Raw genomic sequence first — 19,352 nt, forward strand, 5'->3', positions numbered from 1 at the left:
ATCTGATTGAACCATCACAAAGCGTTTTTATTCTGACTGAACCGGCGTGAAGCGAACGACAATCCGTGTGGGAGGGAACCAACATCCGCACACAGCGTTCCACAAAAATGTCTCGCACACGCATCAAGGAGGTTCTATGTCAGGTGCAAACGGGGAGGCCCCCGCTCCGAGTGGCGGGGCGTTGGGGATTTTAAGAAAACTCGACCACGGCTTGTCCGTCGTCGAACGACAGCTCCTCGGATGGAGCATCATCATCATGGCGGTGAACACCGTCGCCAATGTGATCATGCGCCTGGGGTTCAGTTCGAGCATCTTCTTTTCCGAAGAGCTCAATCAGTTTCTGATCATTCTTGTGACATTTGTCGGCATCAGCGAGGCCGCCCGCATGGGGCGCCATATCCGCATGTCGGCCTTTACCGATATGCTCGGCCCGCGCGCCAGCAAGGTCATGATGATCTTCATTACGCTTGGCACGGCCTCTTTGCTGTTCCTTCTGGCCTGGTATTCGGTTGATTATGTTTCGTCGCTGATCACATCGAACCGGCTGACCCCGGCCTTGCGCATCCCCTATTACCTGACCGTTCTGATCGTGCCGTTTGGCCTGTGCGTAACCGGCATCCAGTTTGTTCTGGCAGCGTTGACCAACATCCTCAAACCGGGGACGCACCTGTCCTATCAGGTCGAGGATACGTTTGACGACGCCGACGAGCATCATCTGTAAGGGGGAATGGAAAAATGGATTTAGGAACAACAATCCTTCTGGTGATGCTGGGGCTTCTGGTGCTGGGCTTCCCGATGATGGTGCCGCTTGCAACCGCCAGCGTGGTTGCCTTCCTGTTTTACATGCCCATTCCCGAACGCATCCTCATACAGCAGATGGTCACGGGCATCTCGCCGGTCGCCCTGATCGCGGTGCCGATGTTTATCTTTGCCGCCGATATCGTGACAAAGGGCCATACGGCCAACCGGCTGATTGACCTTGCCATGACCTTTGTCGGCCATGTGCGCGGTGGCCTTGCGGTTACCACCGCGCTTGGTTGCACCATGTTTGGTGCGGTGTCGGGCTCGACACAGGCCACCGTGGTTGCCATGGGCGGTCCGCTGCGTCCCAAGATGCTCAAGGCCGGCTACGAAGACAAATTCGCCATGGCGCTGATCATCAATGCCAGTGACATCGCGTTTCTGATCCCGCCATCGATTGGCATGATCGTGTTTGGTGTGGTTGGCAAAGTCTCGATCGGCGAACTGTTCCTGGCTGGTATCGGCCCGGGCATTCTCATTCTGATCATGTTCTCGCTGTACTGCATGTACTACGCCAAAAAGAACGACATCCCGACCATCCCGCGCATGACCTGGGCTGAACGCGGCAAGGCCGTAATCAATGCCGGTCCGGCCATCATGTTCCCGGTTCTGATCGTCGGTGGCATTTATCTGGGCTGGGTCAGCCCGACCGAGGTTGCGGCTGTTGCGGTCGTCTATGCCATCATCCTTGAAGTGCTGATCTTCAAGTCGGTCAAATGGTCCGAGTTGCTGGCGATTGCCCGTTCAACCGGTCTGATCACGGCGGTCGTGTTCATTCTGGTCGGTGCAGGCACGACATTCTCGTTCGTGATTTCCTTTGCCCAGATCCCGCAACACGTGATTGGCGCATTGGGGCTTGAAGGGGCGAACTCCTATGTCATTCTGGCCGCGATCTGCATTGCCTTCTTTATCGGCTGCATGTTCGTTGACCCGATTGTTGTCATTCTGGTTCTGACCCCGATCTTCATGCCGCTTGTCAACGCGGCGGGGCTGGACCCGGTGCTTGTCGGTACGCTGGTGACGCTTCAGGTTGCCATTGGCTCTGCCACGCCACCGTTCGGGTGTGACATCTTTACAGCCATCGCAATCTTCAGGCGACCTTATGCCGAGGTGATCAGTGGAACACCGCCCTTCATCATCATGCTGCTGCTTGCGGCCGTGATCCTGATCTTTGTTCCGCAGATCGCCCTGTTCCTGCCAGAGCTTGCCTTCCGCTGATCAAGTTCTGGCCCGTAAATTCCGGCTGCGACCGGAAGCATATTTGAAAATTTGAAACTGGGTCGTCCTGATTAAATCGGGACGACCCGCTTCTGGAGTTCAGGATGATTTCCGTATCCCGTGCGGTTACGCCAGAGCCGGCAGACGTGCCCTATTCCCCTGATCCGGTCGGACCGGCAGGGCGGATTGGCCTGATCACGCTGGCAACAGACTTTAATAGCGAGGATGACCTGCGCGCCATCCTGCCAGGCGACGTGCGCCTGTTCACCACGCGCATCGAAAACGCCAACCCGGTCACGGTCGCAAACCTGCAATCGATGGCGGCTGACCTGCCACGCGCGGCCAAAACGCTGTTGCCGGGATATGGCGTTGATGTTGCCATTTTCGGCTGCACGTCTGGCACCGCCGTGACCGGGTCGGACAAAATCGCCGAACTGATCAATCAAGGCATGCCCGGCACCAAGGTCACCAATCCGCTTTTGGCCAGTGAATTGGCCCTGCGTGCGGTCGGTGCACAAAAAATTGCCATCCTGACCCCGTATCTTGCCGATGTAACCCAGTCGGTTGCCGACGGTTTTCAAGAACGTGGGTTTGATGTTACCCGTGTGATGGGCTTTGGTCTTGATAACGACTTTGACATGACCGCCCTGCCGCCCAAGGCACTGCTGGAAGGTGCCCTTAAGGTCGACACGCCTGATGCCGATGCGGTGTTTATTTCCTGCACCGCGATCCGGTCGGCTGAAATCATTGCTGAGGCCGAACACCGTCTCAAAAAGCCGGTCATCACCAGCAATCAGGCCCTGATCTGGCATGCCTTGAACCTGATTGGGTACAAAAATCCGATCACAGGGTTCGGAACCCTGTTTGATCATGCCCCGCAACCAACGAACCAAGTCGAGGTCCCATGAAAGACCCCATCACATTTGCTGATGTTCTTTCTGCCCGCAAAACCATTGCGGGTCATGTGATCCACACACCCTTGCGCCCGTCCGCCGCCCTGTCTGATCGCATCGGAAGCCCCGTCTGGCTGAAATGCGAACAACAACAATATACCGGCAGCTTCAAGCTGCGCGGTGCCGCCAACGCGGTGCTGCGCCTCCGTGACGAGGAAAAGGCCAAGGGTGTCGTTGGCGTATCAACAGGCAACTATGGTCGTGCACTGGCCTTTGCCGCGCGCAATGCCGGGGTGCGATCGATCATTTGCATGTCCGAACTGGTGCCGCAAAACAAGGTTGATGGCATCCGGGCACTCGGTGCCGAAGTCCGCATCATTGGCCAGTCACAGGACGAAGCCCAGCGCGAAGTCGACCGGCTGGTCGAACAGGATGGCATGATCATGCTGCCGCCCTTTGACCATGCCGATGTCATTGCCGGCCAAGGCACCCTTGGCCTTGAAATCGTCGAAGCCCTTCCCGACGTGGATACCTTGCTGGTTCCCCTGTCGGGCGGCGGGTTGCTGGCCGGTGTGGCCCTGGTCGCCAAATCGGTCAATCCGATGATCCGGGTTGTTGGCATTACTATGGAACGTGGCTGTGCCATGATCACAAGCCTTCAGGAAGGCAAACCGACGTCGGTCAAGGAATTGCCGACACTGGCCGACAGCCTCGGCGGTGGCATTGGTGAAAACAACCAGTACACGTTCGATATGTGCGGCGATCTGACCGACGATTTCGTTCTGGTCAACGAAGCCCAGATCGCCGATGGCATCCGTGCGGCCTACCATGATGACCAACAAGTTGTCGAAGGGGCCGGTGCCGTGGGCATTGCCGCCCTGCGTGCCGGTCTGGTCGACAATCCCGGCCGCACCGTGGTGCTGACGACGGGGTGCAATATCGACATGGACCTGCACAAACGCATTGTTGGCGGCGAAGACGTCGACCTGATGGCGGAGTAACAAACCATGCCGACAATCAGAATTCTGACCGAAACAGACCTGCGCAAGGTCATTGATCTCGATATGGATGCCATCAACTGTGTCGAAGGTGCGTTCAAGGCGCTTGCCACGAAAGACGTCCGCATGCCGCCGATCCTGCGTCTGGATATCGATGAGTTTAATGGCGAGGTCGATGTCAAAACCGCCTATGTGCCGGGCATCGACAGCTTCGCCATCAAAATCAGCCCGGGCTTCTTTGACAATCCCAAACTCGGCCTGCCATCGGTCAACGGATTGATGAACCTGTTTTCATCCAAAACCGGCCTGCTGGAGGCCGTCTTGCTTGATAACGGCTATCTGACCGATGTGCGCACCGCGGCCGCTGGTGGCGTGGCGGCCAAACATCTGGCCCGCGAAGACGCCAAACATGCCGCCATCTTTGGTGCCGGCGTGCAGGCCCACTTGCAGCTTAAGGCACTGACACTCGTGCGCGATATCACCTCGGCGACGATCTGGGCACGCGACATCACCAAGGCCGAGGCGTGCGCGAAAAAGGCATCGCTTGAACTGGGCATTCCGGTTACCGCGACGACCGATGGCAAGGACGCCGCAAGCACGGCGGACATCATCGTCACAACGACCCCTGCACGCGAACCGGTTCTGATGGCCGATTGGGTCAAACCCGGAACGCATGTGACCGCGATGGGGTCCGATGCCGAACACAAAAACGAAATTGATCCTGCCCTGATCGGGCAGGCCGACCTTTATGTCAGCGACAGTCAGGCACAGACACGCATTCTTGGCGAACTGCATCACGCCATTGATGCCGGTGTGGTGTCCTCTGACGCGACATTCCCCGAACTCGGCCAAATCATTGCCCAATCCTTGACCGGCAGGACAAGTGCGGGTCAGACTACGGTCTGTGATTTGACCGGAACCGGTGTGCAAGACACCGCAATCGCCACCCTCGCCCGCAGCCGCTGCGAAGCAGCATCTGCCGGAACCGAGGTCATCTCGTAACAACAAAAGGAAAATGGGTCAGGTAGCTGAAACCCCGCCTTTATCTGGAGGCCTGCGATGAGCCAGGTAGAATTGAATTTCACGCGTGAGGAATATGCCGAGCGCCTGGAGAAAACCAAAAAAGCCATGGTGGAAAAGGGGCTCGATCTTTTGATCGTGACCGATCCGTCAAATATGGCCTGGCTAACCGGCTATGACGGCTGGTCGTTCTATGTCCATCAATGCGTACTGGTTCCAATCGAAGACGACCCGATCTGGTTCGGGCGTTCGCAGGATGCCAACGGGGCAAAACGCACGGTCTATATGCCGCATGACCGCATCATTCCCTATGCGGATTACTATGTGCAATCGACCACCCATCACCCGATGGACTACCTTGCCGAGGTGATCGAATATCGCGGCTGGGCATCGCGCCGCATTGGTGTGGAAATGGACAACTACTATTTCTCCGCCAAGGCCTTCCTGCAACTCCAGACCCATCTGCCAAATGCCAAGTTTTCCGATGCCACGGCCCTTGTGAACTGGCAGCGCGCGGTCAAATCCGAGACCGAGATTTTCTATATGCGGCAAGCCGCCCGCATTGTTGAAAACATGCATGAACGCATCTTCGAGATCGTCGAACCGGGCATGAAAAAGAACGAACTGGTCGCGGAAATCTTCCGTACCGGGATCGCCGGTGTTGACGGCATTGGGGGCGACTATCCGGCGATTGTACCGCTTCTGCCATCGGGCGCAGATGCCGGTGCGCCGCATCTGACCTGGGATGAAAAACCCGTTCCGGGCAATGCCGGGACTTTCTTTGAAATTGCCGGCTGTTACCGCCGCTATCATGCGCCGCTGTCGCGAACGATTTTCCTTGGTGAACCCGATCAACGTTTCCTTGATGCTGAAAGCGCCCTGATCGAAGGCCTTCAGGCCGGGCTTGAAGCCGCCAAACCGGGCAATGTCTGCGAAGACATCGCGATTGCCTTCTTTGGGGTCTTGCAGAAATTCGGCATCGAAAAAGACAGCCGCTGTGGCTATCCGATCGGGCTTTCCTATCCGCCGGACTGGGGCGAACGCACCATGAGCCTGCGTCCCGGTGACCGCACGGTTCTTGAACCGGGCATGACCTTCCACTTCATGCCGGGCCTGTGGTTCGATGACTGGGGGATCGAGATCACCGAAAGCATGATGATCACCGAAACCGGGTCAAAAACCCTGACCAGCTATCCACGACAGCTGTTTGTCAAAAACTGACCCTGAAAAACCGTTCCGCACGCCATGACATCGCGACATTTGCGCGGGTCATGGTGTGCGCGACCCGACGCCACAGCCTGACGACGACGGTCGCGAAGTCAGGCTTTTTAAGGATACGACCATGACAAAACCATCGCCCATCAGCCCGACGATCCCGCTTGATCAGGATGGCATTCACCACGGTTTTTTAAAGCTTCCCTATTCGCGTGATGATTCCGCGTGGGGGGCCGTGATGATCCCGATCACCGTGGTCCGCAATGGCAATGGCCCCACCGCCCTTCTGACCGGCGGCAACCATGGCGACGAATATGAAGGCCTTGTATCGCTGTTCAAACTGGCAGAATCCCTCTCCGCTGGTGAAATAACCGGTCGGGTGATCATTCTGCCGGCCATGAACTATCCGGCATTTCGCAGTGCATCGCGGACATCCCCGATTGATGCGGGCAACATGAACCGCTCCTTCCCGGGCAAACCCGATGGCACGGTCACCCAAAAGATCGCCGATTATATCTTCCGTTATCTCGTGCCCGAGGCCGATATCGTTCTTGATATCCATTCCGGCGGCAAGACGCTTGATTTCATCCCGTTCGCAGCCGCCCACGTCCTGCCCGACAAGGAACAGGAAGCACGCTGTGTCGCGGCCATGAAGGCATTCGGTGCGCCCTATTCGATGATGATGCTCGAACTTGATGCGGTTGGCATGTTTGACACCGTGGTCGAAGAAGCTGGCAAAACCTTTGTCACCACCGAACTGGGTGGCGGCGGTTCAACCACGGCCGAACGTGTCGCGATTGCGGACCGTGGTGTGCGCAACATCCTTATTCATGCCGGTATCCTCAAGGGTGAAATTGAACCGAGCCCGACCGGAACAACCATGCTTGATATGCCAGATGACCGTTGCTTTGTCGCATCCGAGGCATCCGGCCTGTATGAGCCGTGTGTTGATCTGGGCGACATGGTCAAGGAAGGCGATCTGATCGCGCGTATTTATGATGTCGAACGCACCGGCACCCCGCCGCGCGAATATTATGCCCCACGCGCGGGCATCGTTTCGTGCCGCCATTTCCAGGGCCTGATCAAAACGGGTGACTGTTTGATTGTGATTGCCGAGGTACTCTGACCATGGTCCGGCTTGATGAGCTCGATCTGAAAATCCTCAAAACCCTGCAACGCGAAGGGCGCATCACCAAGGTCAAACTGGCCGAGGCGGTGAACCTTTCGCCAAGCCCGTGCTGGGAACGGCTTAAACGCCTCGAAGACCTTGGGGTTATTTCGGGGTATCACGCCCATATCAATCTGGAAAAACTGGTCAAACCGACACTGGTCCTGACCGAAGTCACCCTGCGTCATCACCAGCATGATGATTTCCAGATTTTCGAACGCGCCGTGCAAGACATCCCCGAAATCGTCGAATGCTATGCGCTTGGCGGCGGGGTGGATTACATGCTCAAGGTGCTGTGTCATGACGTTGATGCCTATCAACGCCTGATCGACCAGCTTTTGGTGTCCAATATCGGGATCGACCGCTATTTCACCTATATCGTCACCAAAAAGGTCAAAACCACCTCAATCACCCCGATTGAAAATCTGGTCGAGCCCCCCGAACGCAAATAAAACCGGACCAGTGGGCAGGATCGCATTCCTGCCCCGTCTGCGTCCGCGCTCCGAAAAAACGGTATGATTGTTCATATTAACAATTAACGTTTAAGGCGAATTCGCGGCTAATTGCGGACCAATTCGCCGTAATTACCGATAAAATCGCCGTAAATTTGCCCGCACGTCTGCGTAACCTTTCTGTCAAAATACACGGAGGTTATGCGTGCCTGATACTGGTCAATACGAAGAGTCCAACACCACCAATACCGGTGATCGCCTGTTTCTCACAGCTTCTGTGATCGGAATTGCCGCGATCAGCTTTGGGCTTGGCGCGTTTGTGGTACTGGCGGAAGTCCCGCCCTACCAATCTCTGAAAAATGCCTGGCGTGCCGGAACAGCACTTTGGGAACAACGTACCAAATATACCGATGTCGAACGGCTTGATTTCTGGTCACCGGCCCGCACCGATGAAGTCGGTGTCACCATCCACGACCAGGACAAGGCACAGGATGGCCTGACACTTTATTCATCGGGCGATGGGCCGCATGCGGTTCTGATCGATATGGATGGCAACATTGTCCATGAATGGCGGATGCCGTTCAGCGCCATTCACGATGAAACATCGCCGATCCCCAATCCGCAAAAAGATGAATTCATGCATTGGCATACGGCCAAGATGGCGCCGGATGGCAATCTGATTGTCCAATATACCGCGGCTGGTGACACGCCCTATGGCTATGGCATGGCCAAGATTGATCGCAATTCAAAACCGATCTGGAAATATCTTGGCACCGCGCATCATGATTTTTCCATCGCTGATGATGGCCGTGTCTATGCGCTGACACAGGAATTCCGCTTCAACACCTATCCCAACCGCAAACAACTCAGGCCGCCGCGCCTTGATGATTTTGCCGTGATCCTGTCGCCTGACGGCAAGGAGATCAAGCGCGTCTCGATCCTTGATGCGTTGATCAAGTCCAACTATGCCAACATGGTTGATTTCGCCCCCTATTTCGCCAATGAAGACATCCTTCATACCAACACGATCCAGTTGATCGACGACAAAACGGCCGCCAACTTTGCCTATGGCAAGGCGGGTGATGTTGTTCTGTCCTTCCGCGATCTTGGCATCATTGCCGTGCTGGATATGGATGCCGAAAAGATCACCTGGGCCACCCGTGGGCCGTGGCTGGGCCAACATGACCCGGATGTTCTGCCCAATGGCGAAATCCTTTTGTTCGATAATCAGGGACAGTTTGCCGATCCCGATGCCGGGTTCTCGCGCATTCTGCAAATCGATCCGCAGACAAATGCCATCACCTGGCAATACAAGGGCAACGCCGATCAGAAGTTTGACAGCAACATTCGCGCTGATCAGCAACGTCTGGCCAATGGCAATACACTGATTACGGAATCAAGTGGCGGTCGTCTGCTGGAAGTCACTGACAGCGGCGAAATCGTTTGGGAATTCCACAACCCGATCCGCCGCGATGATCCCGACAATCCCGGCAAGAAACTCGTCCCCGTCGTTTCACAGGCCGAACGCATCAGCGATGCGCGTGCCGACCTGTTTCGCACTACCGCCCCCGCCTCAAATACAGGCACCTCCAACGCAGGAGAAGCACAATGAAACCGCAAATGAACAGCTCGATAATTCCGGCATCTAAAGCCAACAAATCCCAGACGTTTCTGACCATTGGCACTGTAACGCTTGCGGGCGCGATGATGCTGATTGCCTTTCCCGCCCAGGCTTATGTCGGGCCGGGTGCCGGACTTAGCCTGCTATCCGCCTTGTGGGCGGTTTTGGCGGCAATCGTCGTTGCAGTCGGTTTTGTTTTGATGTGGCCGCTTCGCAAGATGATGCGCAAACGCAAGGCCAACCGCGCGGCAAAGCCTGCGACCGCCAACGCCTCAGAACATCAAAATTCCTGATTGGGCAGGCAGATGAACTCATACCGGATGATCCGCCATGGGACTATTTGCCATGGGAATATTTGATTGGCCCGCCCCGGCATTTGCCGCCCTTGATGACCTGATGGCCACGGCCATCGGTCCATTTGGCCGGGTGCTGATCTGGGCGTTGATCTGTGCGGGCGTTTCCATGGTTTTATATCGCCTGATCTCGCCGCAAACCCGCATCAAGCAGGTAAAGGCCGAAGTCAAGGCAGCCCAGCGCGCCATGTCCGATGACGACGGCGAGGATTTCGGACAAGGCATGCAACTTGCCAAGGCACAGCTTGCCAAATCCTTCAAACTGGTCGGCTTTGTCATTGGCCCGGCGGTTGTGGCATCCCTTCCCGCCCTTGCCCTGATTGTCTGGCTGGACGGGCAATACGGATATAGCTGCCCGCCGCCCGGCGAACCGGTTCAGATCGATGTAGAACCCAAGGATACCGAGATCGAACAGATCGGCGGCAATCCTGATGCGGTCACCGGCGCCTGCCCGATTGTCCAGATCCCCGGACATATCGAAGGACACAGCCATATCGTCGAGGCAGCAGCCCCCATTCCGGTCATGCATCACAAAGTCTGGTGGAACAGCCTGATCGGCAATCCGGCAGGTTATTTGCCCGATGACACCCCGGTCACACAGCTTCGCTTTGCCCTGCAAAGTCAGGAAATCCTATCTGCCGGTCCGGACTGGGCCCGCGGGTGGGAACTGACATTCTTCGTAAGCCTGTTGCTGGGGTCACTTGCCATCAAGAAAGGGTTTCGGATCGAATGACCAATGCGACCGCGAAACAGGCATCAAACAGCAATGCGTTTCATGTCTCTGGCTGGGATCACTGGCTAAGCGGGCTGGTATCGCGCCACCCGCAACACTGGATCCGGCTGGGCAATTTCGAAACCAAGCTGGCCGCCGACGCCATCGAAGATATCAAGATCGAAAAGCCGATCTTTGTCGCCGGCCTTGCCCGATCGGGCAGCACCATTTTGCTCGAAACACTGGCCGGTCACGCGGATGCGGCAACCCATCGCTATCGCGATTACCCGCCTGTTTTCACGCCCTGGCTGTGGAACCGCTTTGTCGATCTGGCACCCGGCAAGAAAAATGTCGCGGTCGAACGCACCCATGCAGATGGCATCAATGTCACCCCCGAAAGCCCCGAAGCGTTCGAGGAAATGATCTGGATGGCCTTTTTCAACAATCTGCATGAAATCGGCAAAAGCAACGTTCTTGATGGCCATATCAGCAACCCGGCCTTTGAACAGTTTTACCGCGATCACATTCGCAAACTGATCCATGTGCGGGGTGGCCAACGTTATGTTTCCAAGGCCAATTATCTGGTCACACGCATGGAATATCTGCTGTCGATTTTTCCCGATGCCCGGTTTGTCTTACCGGTGCGCGATCCGGTTTGGCATATCGCATCCCTGATAAAACAGCATAAACTGTTCTGCGCGGGCGAAGCCGACAACCCGCGCGCCATCGCCCATATGCAGCGCGTCGGGCATTACGAATTCGGGCTGGACCGCCGCCCGATCAATACCGGCGATTTGCACGAAACCTTCGCGATCATGAAGCTCTGGACCAATGGCGATGAAATCGAAGGCTGGGCGCGGTACTGGTCCAACCTGCATCATTATCTGGCCGACCGGATGATCGTGAACAAGGATCTGGCAAAGGCGACACTGGTCGTGCGCTATGAAGATCTGGTCGCCGACCCTGCCAAACAACTCGCATCCCTGTTTGACCATGTCGAACTGAATGATGCCGGGCCCCTGATTGATCGCGTCGCGCCGACCATCCATGCGCCGGACTATTACCGGCCGAAATTCGATGATGCTGAAATTGCCCTGATCCGCGACATCACAAAGATCGCCGCCAAACGCTTTGGCTATGAATAGGTATCTGTCTGATACCGCCTGACCCGGCCCGCGCGAACGCCGACAAATAAAAAAGCGGGACAGGATCATCATCATCCTGTCCCGCAAGTTTGCTTGCATCTTCAGGGGTTCTCCCCGTCAGATCAGTGTTTGTCTTCCTTGTTGCCCATGGCGACATGCCACATATCCCACCCGGCAAGACCCACCGTCAGTGCTACGATCAACGCAAGGTCAAAGCGGGTGACATAGCCCACAAGAATGCCGACAAATCCGACAAGCACAGCAAAGGACAGAAGTGCCATGGCACGGTTCAAAAGACTGTTTTCCATTATGCGTTCTCCTGACTGCTGAGATGTGATTTCAACCAGTTGGCGGTCCGCATCAAACGCGCATCATCGCCAATGCGACCAACAAGCTGCACGCCCATCGGCATCCCGCCTTCTGACCACAAAAGCGGGATGGTCACGGCAGGCGTTCCGCAGAACGTCCACAACCCGTTAAAGATCGGGTTGCCGGTGGTCTGATGGTTGGCCGGTGCCGGGCCCGTGGCCGCAGGCGTGATGATCGCATCACAGCGATTGAACACTTCGTCTAGCCCGGCATTCAGGACCTTGCGCCAGTCAAGGGCCGCCAGATAATCGCGCGCCTTGACGTCATTGCCCTTGTCGATGGCCTCGAGGATTTCCGGCGACAGGTGATCACGGCCACGCTTTTCATAACCGTAATAATCCTTGGCCATTTCGGCAAAGTTGATCCGGGCCCGCAGGGCATTTGCATCTTCAAATGCCTTGGGCAACGGGGCCTCGAAACATTGATCGCCCAGCATTTCGGTAATTTCGCGAAACGCCATGATGGTTTCCTTGTCCGCGACCTCGTCAAATTGCGGCGGACGGACAAAGGCAAACATCGGCGTGACCAAAGGATCGCTTTTGGCGATATCGACCAGTCTTGGTGTCGGGCTCGGTTCTGTTGCCGGGTCCCCTGCGTCATATCCAAACAGGCTTTCGGCCACCATCGCCGCCCCGGTGATCGAATTGGCGAAAACACCAATTGTATCAAGGCTCGGGCTTTGGCTGAGAACGCCGGTCCGGGCAATCGCACCAAAGGTCGGCTTGAACCCGACAACCCCGCAAAACGATGCCGGTCGAATAACCGATCCACCGGTTTGCGTCCCCACGGCAAGCGGCACCATGGCTGCTGCCACCGCCGCTGCCGACCCGGCCGATGATCCACCGGGTGTATGATCCGGGTTATGCGGGTTGCGCGTTTTGGACGGATGCATAAAGGCAAGCTCGGTCGAAACCGTCTTGCCCATAATGATGGCACCGGCTGCCTTAAGCCGTGATACCAGAACCGCGTCTTCTTCCGGCACCCGCCCCTTATCAAGGACGGTGCCGTTTTCAGTCGGGATCTTGGCGGTATCAATCACGTCTTTAAGGCCGACAGGAAGCCCGTGCAACGGACCAATCGGCGCACCGGATTGACGCCGCGCATCAAGGGCACGGGCCTGGGCAATCGCATGATCGCTATCAAGCCATGCCCATGCCTGAACCTGTGGCTCGATCTCGGCAATGCGCGCCAGGCAGGCTTCGACATATTCGACCGCGCGCACCGCCCCGCTGGCAAGGCGGTCGCGCAGTTCGACAACTTCAAGTGTCAGTAGCGGGTTGATATTACTCATCTCATCCCTCCCTTAACGTGCGCCATAGAACAGATCTGGCAAATGGAACACGATTTGCGGGAAGGCGTACATCAGAACCATGCTGACAATCACCATGAACAGGAATGGCATGATCCCCTTGAAGATATCGGTCAACAATATCCCGCTGGGCGCCACCCCCTTAAGGTAATAGGCCGACATCGCCATGGGCGGGGTCAGGAACGAGGTCTGCAGGTTCAGCGCCACCAGAATACCAAAGAACAGCGGATCGATATCAAACAGCGGCAGAAGCGGCAGGAAGATCGGAACGAAGATGATGATGATCTCCGACCATTCCAGCGGCCAGCCCAGAAGGAAGATGATCAACTGCGCGAGCAACAGGAACTGAAGCGGTGTCAGGTCCAGACCACCGACAAACTCGGCAATCACATGTTCACCACCAAGATAAGAGAACACCGACGAGAACGTATAGGACCCAACAAACAGCCAGCACACCATCGCCGAAGTCCGCACCGTCAGATAAACCGATTCGCGCAGGCGATCAAAGGTCAGCGCCCGATAGGCCGCCGCCAGCAACATCCCGCCAAGCGCACCGATCGATGCCGCCTCGGTCGGGGTCGCAAGACCAAACAGGATCGATCCCAGAACCGCCAAAATCAGGAAGGCCAGCGGGAAGAACGATGTCGCCAGCATCCAAAGAACTTTCGGCAACGGCACTTCCGGAATTTCATCGCTGGTCGGACGCGGTGCTGCCTTTGGCTGCAACATTGCACGCCCCATGACGTACAAAAGATACAAACCAACAAGGGTCAGGCCCGGCAACAGCGCACCGGCATAAAGCCGCACGATCGAAACACCCGACGCCGCGGCATAAACAATCAGCATGATCGACGGCGGGATCAGAATGCCCAGCGTACCGCCAGCACAAATGATGCCCGACGCAAAGCTTTTGTCATAGCGCGCCTTAAGCATCGCAGGCAGCGCCAGCATCCCCATGAGTGTCACTACCGCACCGACAATGCCGGTTGCGGTTGCAAACAGCGCACAGGTAATCAGAGCGGCAACACCAAGCGATCCGGGAATATTACGCGCCGCAATATTAAGGGTGCCAAACAGCCGGTTCACGATATTGGCGCGTTCAACGATATAGCCCATAAACAGGAACAACGGCACGGCGGTCAGAACTTCGTTCGACATCACCGTGTATGTCTGGTTGATGAACAAATCGAATATTCGGTTGTTAAACGCCCCTTCGAACCACGTTATCACCGAGGTCAGGGTTTCGCTGTCCTCAGCCAGCCGGTTAAAGGCCCGCCACATGCGGCCTGCATCGAAATAAGCGTAATATCCAAACCCGATGCCAAGCGCCATCAGGGTAAAGGCAACCGGGAAACCGAGGAATACCAGTATAATAAAGATGCCCAGCATCATCAGGGCGACATGTGCGTCAATCACGTTGGCTGCTCCGTTCGGGGGCGTGTATCGCGTATGGCTCAGCGTTCTGGTTGATCTTGATCGTCATGGGATCAGTCTTCCTTGGCCACTTTTTGCTTCATCAGCAATTCTTCGGTTTCCTGAACATCATCATCGGCATTGCGCCAGTACCCTTCACGGATACACAAAATGCAGCGCATCACCTGTGCGATGCCCTGGATGAACAGAAGAATGCCGGCTGCGACAATCACTGCCTTGAATTGAAAGATCGGAACACCCGCCGGGCTGTTCACGCTTACTTCCCCATAGCCCCATGAACGGGCGGCATATTTCCAGCCCGACAGGATCAGGGCGGTCACACCCGGGAAGAAGAAGAAGATATAAAGAACCAGATCCACCTTGGCCTGGGTTGTGGGTTTCCACAGACGATAAAGGAAATCGCCGCGGACATGCCCGCCACGAGACAGGGTATAGGCCCCACCCATCATGAACAATGTGCCATACATGATAAATGACACATCAAGCGACCATGTGGTTGGCGCATTAAATAGGTATCGCGATGCCACCTCATAGCTCATGCCAAGCGTCATGAGGATAATCAACCAGCCAAAGGCCTTGCCAAACCAGGCCGAAAGCTTGTCCGCGAATTCAATAAATCCAATCATGAAATCCTGTCCGTTCGCGTATTGACTGCTCCGCCAGCCAAAAGATCAGGCCAACGGAGCAGTCAGGATCATCAAAACACTGAAATCCGAAACAGGGATCAGAGTTTCAGTTTGCCCGGGAAGTAGTGTTCATAAGCGAGCTGATAATCAGGCGAGTTCATCAGTTCATAGAAGGTCACACGTTCGACCCAGGCACGCTGGCTGTCGAGAACCCGTTTCATGAACGGATCTTCTTCAAGTGTCGGGATCAGTTTGTCCCAGGCTTCAAGCTGTGCAGCCAGGATCTCTTTCGAGGTCCGGTGAACTTCTACGCCCTCATCCTGCAGTTTCTGCAGATCCGAGGAATAGTTGTCCATCGCAAGCGCCGTGTTCGAAGTCGACGCCGCCTCGACAGAGTGACGCAGGATCGCCTGCAGATCCGGCTCAAGGTCTTCCATCAGGGATTTGTTGAACAGGAACTCAAAGCTTTCCGATGCCTGATGGTACGAAGACAGATAGTAGTTCTTCGCAACATCCTGTGCGCCAAAGCGCATGTCAGACGACGGGTTGTTGAATTCGAACGCGTCGATCACGCCACGTTCCATCGCCGGCACAATCTCGCCGCCCGGAAGCTGTGCGACCGACATGCCCATCGACTGCAGAAGGTCTGCTGCCAGACCCACCGTGCGGTATTTGAAGCCTTCGATATCGGCAACGGTGTTGACCTGCTCCTTGAACCAGCCGAACGGCTGTGCCGGCATCGGGAAGCCAAGAAGACCAACCACATCCAGACCCATCACATCCTGGGTCAGTTCGCGATAGAACTCTTCACCACCGCCAGCATAGAACCAGCTCAGCATGGTGGTTGCGGAACCACCAAACACCGGACCGGTACCAAACAGCGATGCCGCCTTGTTCTTGCCGTACCAGTAAACCGGCACGGAATGGGCGATATCAATCACGCCGTCATTGACGCCATCAAGAACCTGGAAGGCAGCAACAACAGCACCCGCCGGCAGAAGGTCGATTTTCAGACGACCACCCGACATGGCTTCAACGCGATCAACATACTGCTGGGCAAAGGTCATCCAGATGTCGGATGACGGCCAGGAAGTCTGCATCTTAAGAACCATCGGCGCTGGCTGCGCGTGGACAGCAGGTGCGGCAAACATCCCGGTTGCTGCAGCACCACCCGCCACAACCCCGGTCGCCCCTTTGGTCAGGAACGAACGACGGGATACTTCCTTGGACTTCACGTCTTCAGATTTGGTTTTCATTTCCATTTTTCCTCCCAGATATACCGTTGTTTGCCGTCCACCATTGGCGGGAAACAATCGGTAACTGTCAGCCTTCAAAAGCCCCTGATCTTGATATCCAAGATCCTTTTTGATGCGCTTGGTCCGTTCCGGGACCGCAAAAACGGCGCGCATTTTGTTATTGTTAAAGACTTCAACAAACTGGACGCAGGCAGTCTTCCCGCCTTCTACGCCACCCGGTCGCCGGGTTCTTTCCCTTGAAAATAGGCATCAAGGTTATCAAGTGCGCGAAACCCCATGGCATCACGCGTTTCTTCGGTAGCAGACCCTATATGTGGTAACAGAAAGACGTTATTCAACGCGCTAATCCGTTGATTTCCACCGGGTTCGTTGCAAAACACATCAAGGCCCGCTGCAAACAGCTTTCCGCTTTGAAGGGCGGCCACAAGCGCATCCTCATCGACCAGATTGCCACGCGCTGTATTCACAAGGATCGCGCGGTCAGGCAGCATCGCAATTGTCTTGCTGTTGATGATGCCTTTTGTTTCTGGCGTTGACGGGCAATGCAGTGACAGCACGTCGGAATGGGCAAACAGGTCTTCGACCGTCTCGTGGAAAATTGCGCCCTTGGCCATATGATCGGGCAATGGTTTGCGGTTGTGGTAATGCACTTCCATGCCAAATCCGCGCGCCCGTTCGGCCGCGACCTGACCAACCCGGCCCATGCCCAGAACACCAAACCGCTTGCCGGTGACCTGACGCCCGACCATAAAGGCCGGCGACCAGAAATCCCACTTCCCGGCCCGCACCATCGCATCGCCTTCGGCCCCGCGACGCGCCGCACCCAGCATGCACAGCATGGCAATCTCGGCGGTGGCATCCGACAGCACATCGGGCGTGTTGGTCACAACAATCCCGGCATCCTTGGCCGCAGCCAGATCAACGTGATCCACCCCGACAGAATGATTGGCAATGATCTTGAGGCTTTTGGGCAGTTCGGCAATGACATCAGCAGAAAAATGCTCGGAATGGCACGGCAGGACAGCATCGACCTGCTGGCACTTTTCAATGAGCTCTTCACGCGTGAACACGCGATCTTCGGCATTGGTCAGAACCTGATAGTCCCGCGCGGCGCGTGCCTGAACGGCATCACGCAATCGTCGCGTTATCAGAAGCTTTGGCTTCTCGGGCATGCGGACGCTCCCGGTGATTTCCCTGAAAGTAGTCTTATTTTTTATGAACCTAGGAAACACCTTTACGGAAAATCCAGCAATAGGGGATCAACCAAGAGGCAAGTCTTTTTCACTTCGTGGAAAACCAAAAGGCGCGCGAAAGCCATAATATTCACGCCATTGGATATTCAAGCCGTTGATTTCAAATCCTAAAATTCAGAACAGCCGGTTATTTTGGAGTTCGTCCAGAAACAAACAATGTAAAGCAGTTCACACCCCCGTTTCACCAGCTGCAAAATCTCCACCAAAACAAAAAAAGAGCCGCAACCAATAAGGCTGCGGCTCAATGCCGACAGAGCGCCGGACGGGAAGAACACGTTTCAATGGTGAATTCGCGCACACGGAAATCCCCAGATTTCCCGATTGCGCGAAATGATCACATTTTGACCCAAACGGCCCCGTCCCGACCGGAACGCACGACGGCTTCGACAAATTTCATGCCCTCAAGACCTTCCTTGACGCCGGGCACCAACATGGCGGCGGCATCGGCCTTTCCATTGGTCAGATGCGCAACCAACTGATCGGCGAAATCGGTATAAAGGTTTGCAAAGCCTTCAAGATACCCTTCCGGATGGCCCGGGGGTACGCGCACACCATGAAGACCTTCGGCTCCGATGCCGGCCCCACCGCGGGTCAGCAATTCCGGACGTCCGTCAAGCGGGCGGAAATGCATGTGGTTTGGATGTTCCTGCGCCCATTCAAGGCCGCCCTTGTCGCCATAGATCCGCAGGCGAAGGCCGTTTTCATGGCCAATCGCCACCTGGCTTGCCCACAGCATGCCGCGCGCACCATTTTCATAGCGCATCAGGATCTGCACATTGTCGTCAAGCTTGCGGCCCTCAACAATGGCATCAACATCGGCACAAAGTTCGCTCGGCGTCATGCCAGACACAAAGTTCGCAAGGTTATGGGCATGGGTGCCGATATCGCCAAGTGCCCCGCCCATCCCGGCCTTGGCCGGATCGGCACGCCAGTTGGCCTGCTTGTTATCGGTATCCTCGACCTTGGTTGCCATCCAGCCTTGCGGATATTCGACCTGCACCAGCCGGATATTGCCAAGCTTGCCATCGGCCACCATCTGGCGCGCCTCGCGCACCATCGGATAGGCGGTGTAATTGTGGGTCAGGGCAAACAGCAGTCCGGTTTCCTTGACCTTGGCTGCGATTTTTTCGGCCTCATCGACGGTCATGCAAAGCGGCTTGTCGCAAATCACGTGAATACCGGCATCCAGCATCGCCATCGCGGCTGGGAAATGCAGGTGGTTGGGTGTGACAATCGCACAGACATCAATGCCGTCTTCACGCGCAGCTTCCTGTTTGGCCATGTCTTCAAAACTGGCATAGCTGCGATCACTATCGATAAACAGTTCTGCTGCCGAGGCCGCTGCGACATCGGGCTTGGATGAAAGCGCACCTGCCACCAGTTCATAGCGATCATCCAGTCGTGCCGCGATGCGATGAACGGCCCCGATGAAGGCCCCCTGCCCGCCGCCAACCATGCCCAGGCGCAAACGACGGCCAAGCGATGTTTGTTTGCTCATATCTGCCTCCA

19 protein-coding genes are annotated in these 19,352 nt (G+C 56.1%); 12 read left to right on the plus strand and 7 right to left on the minus strand.

The genetic code is table 11. The annotated features are described in order from the left end of the window. Positions 1-136: 136 nt before the first annotated feature. From B2T33_RS15860 to B2T33_RS15915, 12 genes are all read left to right on the plus strand, one after another. Positions 137-721 carry a TRAP transporter small permease gene (locus B2T33_RS15860; protein ID WP_064789014.1) on the plus strand — a complete coding sequence of 195 codons (585 nt, stop codon included), beginning with the start codon at positions 137-139 and terminating at the stop codon, positions 719-721. Positions 722-735: 14 nt separating this feature from the next. Continuing rightward, on the plus strand, positions 736-2,019 hold the full coding sequence (locus B2T33_RS15865) for a TRAP transporter large permease (RefSeq protein ID WP_008890039.1): 1,284 nt from the start codon (positions 736-738) through the stop codon (positions 2,017-2,019). 104 nt (positions 2,020-2,123) lie between these two features. Next, positions 2,124-2,927 carry a maleate cis-trans isomerase family protein gene (locus tag B2T33_RS15870; protein ID WP_197146742.1) on the plus strand — a complete coding sequence of 268 codons (804 nt, stop codon included), beginning with the start codon at positions 2,124-2,126 and terminating at the stop codon, positions 2,925-2,927. Continuing rightward, positions 2,924-3,913, plus strand: a complete 990-nt coding sequence (eutB, locus tag B2T33_RS15875) for a hydroxyectoine utilization dehydratase EutB (RefSeq protein WP_286792556.1) — start codon at positions 2,924-2,926, stop codon at positions 3,911-3,913. Before B2T33_RS15870 ends, eutB begins: the two co-directional genes overlap by 4 nt. 6 nt (positions 3,914-3,919) lie before the next feature. Next, entirely contained in the window at positions 3,920-4,912 is a 993-nt protein-coding gene (eutC, locus tag B2T33_RS15880) for an ectoine utilization protein EutC (protein ID WP_197146740.1), read from the plus strand. A gap of 57 nt (positions 4,913-4,969) precedes the next feature. Then, the gene (doeA, locus tag B2T33_RS15885; protein WP_063086986.1) at positions 4,970-6,151 is read left to right on the plus strand and encodes an ectoine hydrolase DoeA; all 1,182 of its coding nucleotides are present in this window, start codon (positions 4,970-4,972) and stop codon (positions 6,149-6,151) included. A 121-nt stretch (positions 6,152-6,272) separates the two neighbouring features. After that, complete coding sequence (gene doeB / locus B2T33_RS15890) at positions 6,273-7,271, plus strand: N(2)-acetyl-L-2,4-diaminobutanoate deacetylase DoeB (protein WP_286792558.1); 999 nt, start codon at positions 6,273-6,275, stop codon at positions 7,269-7,271. Positions 7,272-7,273: 2 nt separating this feature from the next. After that, positions 7,274-7,765, plus strand: a complete 492-nt coding sequence (locus B2T33_RS15895) for an Lrp/AsnC family transcriptional regulator (RefSeq protein ID WP_286792559.1) — start codon at positions 7,274-7,276, stop codon at positions 7,763-7,765. Between the two features lie 205 nt (positions 7,766-7,970). Then, a complete protein-coding gene (locus B2T33_RS15900; protein WP_286792561.1) occupies positions 7,971-9,377 on the plus strand; it encodes an arylsulfotransferase family protein in 1,407 nt (468 codons plus the stop codon). Continuing rightward, the gene (locus B2T33_RS15905; RefSeq protein WP_286792562.1) at positions 9,374-9,679 is read left to right on the plus strand and encodes a hypothetical protein; all 306 of its coding nucleotides are present in this window, start codon (positions 9,374-9,376) and stop codon (positions 9,677-9,679) included. Before B2T33_RS15900 ends, B2T33_RS15905 begins: the two co-directional genes overlap by 4 nt. 37 nt (positions 9,680-9,716) lie before the next feature. Beyond that, entirely contained in the window at positions 9,717-10,472 is a 756-nt protein-coding gene (locus B2T33_RS15910; protein WP_286792563.1) for a hypothetical protein, read from the plus strand. Continuing rightward, positions 10,469-11,596 (plus strand): sulfotransferase family protein, encoded by a 1,128-nt coding sequence (locus B2T33_RS15915; protein WP_286792564.1) that lies wholly within the window; start codon positions 10,469-10,471, stop codon positions 11,594-11,596. Before B2T33_RS15910 ends, B2T33_RS15915 begins: the two co-directional genes overlap by 4 nt. Before the next feature lie 122 nt (positions 11,597-11,718). On the opposite strand, the gene B2T33_RS15920 is transcribed toward B2T33_RS15915, so the two are convergent. The 7 genes from B2T33_RS15920 to B2T33_RS15950 all read right to left on the minus strand — a co-directional run bounded on the left by B2T33_RS15920 (position 11,719) and on the right by B2T33_RS15950 (position 19,341). Continuing rightward, positions 11,719-11,904, minus strand: coding sequence for a hypothetical protein (locus B2T33_RS15920; protein WP_008890028.1), 186 nt, complete (start codon positions 11,902-11,904; stop codon positions 11,719-11,721). Continuing rightward, positions 11,904-13,256 carry an amidase gene (locus tag B2T33_RS15925; protein WP_197146736.1) on the minus strand — a complete coding sequence of 451 codons (1,353 nt, stop codon included), beginning with the start codon at positions 13,254-13,256 and terminating at the stop codon, positions 11,904-11,906. The genes B2T33_RS15920 and B2T33_RS15925 overlap by 1 nt, the downstream gene beginning before the upstream one ends. Before the next feature lie 12 nt (positions 13,257-13,268). Beyond that, a complete protein-coding gene (locus B2T33_RS15930; protein WP_286792566.1) occupies positions 13,269-14,690 on the minus strand; it encodes a TRAP transporter large permease in 1,422 nt (473 codons plus the stop codon). A 71-nt stretch (positions 14,691-14,761) separates the two neighbouring features. Next, a complete protein-coding gene (locus B2T33_RS15935; RefSeq protein WP_008890025.1) occupies positions 14,762-15,334 on the minus strand; it encodes a TRAP transporter small permease subunit in 573 nt (190 codons plus the stop codon). 98 nt (positions 15,335-15,432) lie between these two features. Next, positions 15,433-16,590, minus strand: a complete 1,158-nt coding sequence (locus B2T33_RS15940; RefSeq protein WP_040823277.1) for a TRAP transporter substrate-binding protein — start codon at positions 16,588-16,590, stop codon at positions 15,433-15,435. A gap of 206 nt (positions 16,591-16,796) precedes the next feature. Beyond that, on the minus strand, positions 16,797-17,762 hold the full coding sequence (locus B2T33_RS15945) for a 2-hydroxyacid dehydrogenase (protein WP_008890023.1): 966 nt from the start codon (positions 17,760-17,762) through the stop codon (positions 16,797-16,799). Between the two features lie 415 nt (positions 17,763-18,177). Continuing rightward, entirely contained in the window at positions 18,178-19,341 is a 1,164-nt protein-coding gene (locus B2T33_RS15950) for a Gfo/Idh/MocA family protein (RefSeq protein WP_008890022.1), read from the minus strand. Positions 19,342-19,352: the final 11 nt, after the last annotated feature.

Source organism: Thalassospira sp. UBA4513 (genome assembly GCF_002388495.1).
In the GTDB taxonomy this organism is placed as follows: Bacteria; Pseudomonadota; Alphaproteobacteria; order Rhodospirillales; family Thalassospiraceae; genus Thalassospira; species Thalassospira tepidiphila.

What these genes read in the sequence shown, in the direction of transcription:
- B2T33_RS15925 (WP_197146736.1), bottom strand. Translation starts at nt 13,256, where the DNA reads ATGAGTAATATCAACCCGCTACTGACACTTGAAGTTGTCGAACTGCGC.
- B2T33_RS15940 (WP_040823277.1), bottom strand. Translation starts at nt 16,590, where the DNA reads ATGAAAACCAAATCTGAAGACGTGAAGTCCAAGGAAGTATCCCGTCGT.
- doeB (WP_286792558.1), top strand. Translation starts at nt 6,273, where the DNA reads ATGACAAAACCATCGCCCATCAGCCCGACGATCCCGCTTGATCAGGAT.
- B2T33_RS15870 (WP_197146742.1), top strand. Translation starts at nt 2,124, where the DNA reads ATGATTTCCGTATCCCGTGCGGTTACGCCAGAGCCGGCAGACGTGCCC.
- B2T33_RS15905 (WP_286792562.1), top strand. Translation starts at nt 9,374, where the DNA reads ATGAAACCGCAAATGAACAGCTCGATAATTCCGGCATCTAAAGCCAAC.
- doeA (WP_063086986.1), top strand. Translation starts at nt 4,970, where the DNA reads ATGAGCCAGGTAGAATTGAATTTCACGCGTGAGGAATATGCCGAGCGC.
- B2T33_RS15860 (WP_064789014.1), top strand. Translation starts at nt 137, where the DNA reads ATGTCAGGTGCAAACGGGGAGGCCCCCGCTCCGAGTGGCGGGGCGTTG.
- B2T33_RS15920 (WP_008890028.1), bottom strand. Translation starts at nt 11,904, where the DNA reads ATGGAAAACAGTCTTTTGAACCGTGCCATGGCACTTCTGTCCTTTGCT.
- B2T33_RS15935 (WP_008890025.1), bottom strand. Translation starts at nt 15,334, where the DNA reads ATGATTGGATTTATTGAATTCGCGGACAAGCTTTCGGCCTGGTTTGGC.
- eutB (WP_286792556.1), top strand. Translation starts at nt 2,924, where the DNA reads ATGAAAGACCCCATCACATTTGCTGATGTTCTTTCTGCCCGCAAAACC.
- B2T33_RS15945 (WP_008890023.1), bottom strand. Translation starts at nt 17,762, where the DNA reads ATGCCCGAGAAGCCAAAGCTTCTGATAACGCGACGATTGCGTGATGCC.
- eutC (WP_197146740.1), top strand. Translation starts at nt 3,920, where the DNA reads ATGCCGACAATCAGAATTCTGACCGAAACAGACCTGCGCAAGGTCATT.
- B2T33_RS15950 (WP_008890022.1), bottom strand. Translation starts at nt 19,341, where the DNA reads ATGAGCAAACAAACATCGCTTGGCCGTCGTTTGCGCCTGGGCATGGTT.
- B2T33_RS15865 (WP_008890039.1), top strand. Translation starts at nt 736, where the DNA reads ATGGATTTAGGAACAACAATCCTTCTGGTGATGCTGGGGCTTCTGGTG.
- B2T33_RS15910 (WP_286792563.1), top strand. Translation starts at nt 9,717, where the DNA reads ATGGGACTATTTGCCATGGGAATATTTGATTGGCCCGCCCCGGCATTT.
- B2T33_RS15895 (WP_286792559.1), top strand. Translation starts at nt 7,274, where the DNA reads ATGGTCCGGCTTGATGAGCTCGATCTGAAAATCCTCAAAACCCTGCAA.
- B2T33_RS15915 (WP_286792564.1), top strand. Translation starts at nt 10,469, where the DNA reads ATGACCAATGCGACCGCGAAACAGGCATCAAACAGCAATGCGTTTCAT.